Here is a 3748-nt window from a genome sequence, read left to right on the forward strand (position 1 = left end):
TCTTTCCCGATGCCCGGGTACACGCTCGCGATCGACTTTCCGGTTACGGACGGGATGCTCGAATTCCTCGACTCGCTCGACGCGATGGTGCTGAAGCGCGGCGGGCGCGTGTACCTGGCCAAGGACGCGCGCATGTCGCCCGAGACGTTTCGCGCGATGTATCCGAATCTGGGCAAGTGGCAGGCGGCGAAGGCCGTCGCCGATCCGGAGAACCGCTTCTCGTCGAGCCTGTCGCGCAGGGTTGGGATGTATCCTGCGTGAGGCTCGCGCGCGCACTTCGGCACGATGAACCCTTTGCGAAACTTCCACGCACGCACTCAGAGAAGAAGCAGAATCTTGAATCGCACGCGAAACGCGCGCTGTGTAAGGACCCTCACCTTCGATCCTCTCCCTTACAGGGAGAGGGGAAGAACTCCGAGCCAGGTCACGCAAGCTATCCACCATGAATAGAGTTTTGATTCTTGGCGCCACCAGCCCGATCGCGCGCGCGCTCGCGCTCCGGTTCGCATCCGACGGCGCGCGATTGTATCTCGCCGCCCGCAACGCCGACGAGGCGCGACGCGTTGCCGAGGACGTCAGCACTCGCGCTGGAGTGACTGCACTTTCCGGCACTTTCGACGCGTCGGATTTCGCGTCGCACGATGAGTTCGTCCGACACGCGGCGAGCGAGCTCGGCGGACTCGACGGCGTCGTCGTATGCTTCGGCACGCTCGGCGACGAAGACGTTGCCCAGACCGATCCAGACGAGGCGCTCGCCACGATACATCAGAACTTCACCGGCGCCGTGTCATTGATTACACTCGCCGCGCGCCATCTCGAACAGCAACGGTCGGGCTTTATCATCGTGATCGGATCGGTGGCCGGCGAGCGCGGGCGCAAGAAAAATTACGTGTACGGGTCGGCCAAGGGCGCACTCGCGCTCTTTGCCCAGGGCTTGCGCGGGCGGCTGGCCGCCAGCGGTGTGCATGTGATGACGGTGAAGCTCGGCACCGTGGATACGCGAATGACCTGGGGACGCGAGGGCGCGCTGCTCACGATCTCGCCGACCAAGGCCGCCGATCTGATATACGGGGCGTATCGAAAGCGCGCCGAAGTCGTATATGTGCCGTGGTTCTGGCGCTTGATCATGGGTGCGGTTCGGCTTATCCCGGAGAGCCGCTTCAAACGCCTGAGCTTCTGAGGCAACCTAACCCCTAACCCCTTCCCGAGCGGGAAGGGGAACCGGAAAAATAGCCGGTCGAAGTTGAAGAATTAAAATGAAAGTAAAGCTTGAAGTTGTCATGCTGGCCGCTTTTTCGATTCTCTCGATTGCCGGCTCGCCGCGCGCGGGGGTTAATCCCGGGGACACGATCACAAAAGATCAGACCGACAAGGTTGCCGACCTCGTTAGTCCGGGGAATTTGATCCTGGTGAAGCAGGGCATGACGATGAAGATCGTGCCGACCGATCGGCTCGAGTGGCCGCCGCCGTACAAGTCCGCTACCGAAAAATATTCGCCGCAGGTGACTCTCGCGCCCGACGGGACGTTGAAGGGCTATTCGGCCGGGCTGCCGTTCCCGCTAGTCGATGCCAACGATCCGAATGCGGCGCTGAAAGTGATGTGGAATTTCAGCTACCGGCCGCTCTACACCGATGACGCGATTTCCAAGAACACAGAGATTGCGAGCTACCGGCCGGGCTCGACGCCGGCGGATCCGGTGGAGCATTTCACGATCGGCAACGTGGGATTCTACAACAACATCGGGCGCACCGAGGTGAATCCCATCCCGACCGACCCGGAGGCGACGCGGGCGAACATCCGATATCGCTTCGGCGCATATCCGTTTCTCGAGCCGTCGGAGATGCGCGGGTTCGGATTCATCCGCTACCGCAGTATCGATCCGAAAATCGAGGACAATAGCTGGATGATGAATCCGCGCACGCGGCATACGAGGCGCGCGTCGGCCAGCGAACTCGCGGATGTCTTCGGTCTGCTCGACGCGGCGGCAGGGGGCGGTAACGGGGGCGCCGGAACTTACGCGAGCAATCTCGATCCGGATTCATTTTTTGGCTTCGCCGCGAAAATCGAGGACTTCAACTACAGGTTCCTTGGCGAGAAGCCGATGCTCGCGGTCGTGCATGCGGAAAATTCTCCGGCCAAGGCGTGTCCGACCGACGGCGGACGAACTATCTGTCCCGAGAACTGGGAAATGCGTCGGCTCTTCGTGATCGAGGCGGATGCGAAGCAGACCTCCGCACTCGGCAGCGGCACTACGATACCGAAGCGAATTTTTTATATCGACTCCGAAGGATGGTTCATCACGGCGTCGGATCAATACGATCGCGACGGCAAGCTATGGAAGACTGTCGCCACGTTCAACGCATACCGCGACCGGCCGATTCCGGACGCGCGCGTGGCGATCTGGCCGTTCAAGCGGATGTTCCAGACGGCGCTGGTCGATGAGGACGTCACCAACGGCTTCTCGACGGTGGTGCTGTCGCCGGGAGTCGAGACCGACGAGCACGAAAGCTGGTACATCAACATGGGATTGGCGACGGAGAATTTCTTCAATCCCGCGTCAATGGCGAACGCCGCGCATTAGGAATCAAACGTGGAACCCACCGTGGGATCCACACCTCCTTGGGCAGGGGTGACCCCTGCACCCAGTGTTAAGAAATCACAAAATGGTGAGGACGCCCTTTTGCTCTCTACGACCGGTTCCCCTTCCCGCTCGGGAAGGGGTTAGGGGTTAGGTTGCTGGCGCACGCACCGAATCGTGAACTATAAATAAAAAATCTCGTGCGCGTGCGGAGTCATCATCAATGTCCAATCGTCTCGACGAAATCCAGAAACTAACCTTTACCGGCGCCGTCGATGCCGACGGCCATATCCTCGAGGACGCCGGCCTGTGGGACCGCTATATCGAAGCGAAGTACAAGGACCGCGCCGTCAGGGTTCGCACCGACGACAAGGGACTCGAATATCTCGAGGTCGCGGGACGCCCGTCGAAAGTTTTCAGCGGCGGCAGGCTCGGCGGGCTCTCCGCAATGGGTACGACGCGTGACGATCAGTGGGCAGCGTCGCCGACCTACGGCGGATTGGCTCCGTTCGGTGCGATGAATGCGAAGGAACGGCTCAAGCGTATCGACGCTGAAGGTCTCGCCGCCGCGTTCCTCTATCCCACGATGAGCCTGCTGTGGGAAACCGAGACCGAAGACGCCGAGCTCGCGCAGGCATGCACGCGCGCCTACAACAGGTACATCGTGGACTTCTGCTCTGAGAGCGGCGGCAAGCTGATTCCGATCGCACATCTTTCGCTCGGCGATCCGGCCGCGGCTGCGGTCGAGCTCGAACGCGCGGTCAAAGCGGGATGCAAAGGCGGATGGGTCGCGCAATTCGTCATGACCCGCAAGCCGCACGCGCATCCGGATCACGACGTGCTGTTCGCCAAGGCGCAGGAGCTCGACGTACCTCTTGGGATACATCCGTCGCTCGAGCCGGTGTGGGCGGCGCCCGGGCGTTACGATCGCAGATTCATGCGCGGGAACTATTACTTTTTGAACATCGTCGCGGCCGACGCGATTCGGCATGCGTTCACCAGCTTCTTTCAGTACGGCACTTTCGACAAGTTCCCGAAGATGCGGCTGGTGTTGCTCGAGGCGGGCGCGGGATGGATCGACTACTGGCTGGGCAGGCTCGACGCGGTCTATGCGAGCGCGATGGGGCGCACGGTGTCGCTGAAGGACAAGCCGAGCTTCTACTTCAATC

4 protein-coding genes are annotated in these 3748 nt (G+C 61.2%); all 4 read left to right on the forward strand.

Translation table 11 applies throughout. From position 1 onward, the window contains the following. The coding region (locus VIW95_RS10215) for a D-arabinono-1,4-lactone oxidase (protein WP_331586052.1) at window positions 1-261 on the forward strand (261 nt) is incomplete at its 5' end. A gap of 181 nt (window positions 262-442) precedes the next feature. Then, a complete protein-coding gene (locus tag VIW95_RS10220; protein WP_331586054.1) occupies window positions 443-1180 on the forward strand; it encodes an SDR family oxidoreductase in 738 nt (245 codons plus the stop codon). Between the two features lie 76 nt (window positions 1181-1256). Next, complete coding sequence (locus VIW95_RS10225) at window positions 1257-2582, forward strand: DUF1329 domain-containing protein (RefSeq protein WP_331586056.1); 1326 nt, start codon at window positions 1257-1259, stop codon at window positions 2580-2582. A 220-nt stretch (window positions 2583-2802) separates the two neighbouring features. Continuing rightward, the coding region (locus VIW95_RS10230; protein WP_331586058.1) for an amidohydrolase family protein at window positions 2803-3748 on the forward strand (946 nt) is incomplete at its 3' end.

It is taken from the genome of Binatus sp. (SeqCode) (assembly GCF_036522015.1).
Lineage (GTDB): Bacteria > Desulfobacterota > Binatia > Binatales > Binataceae > Binatus.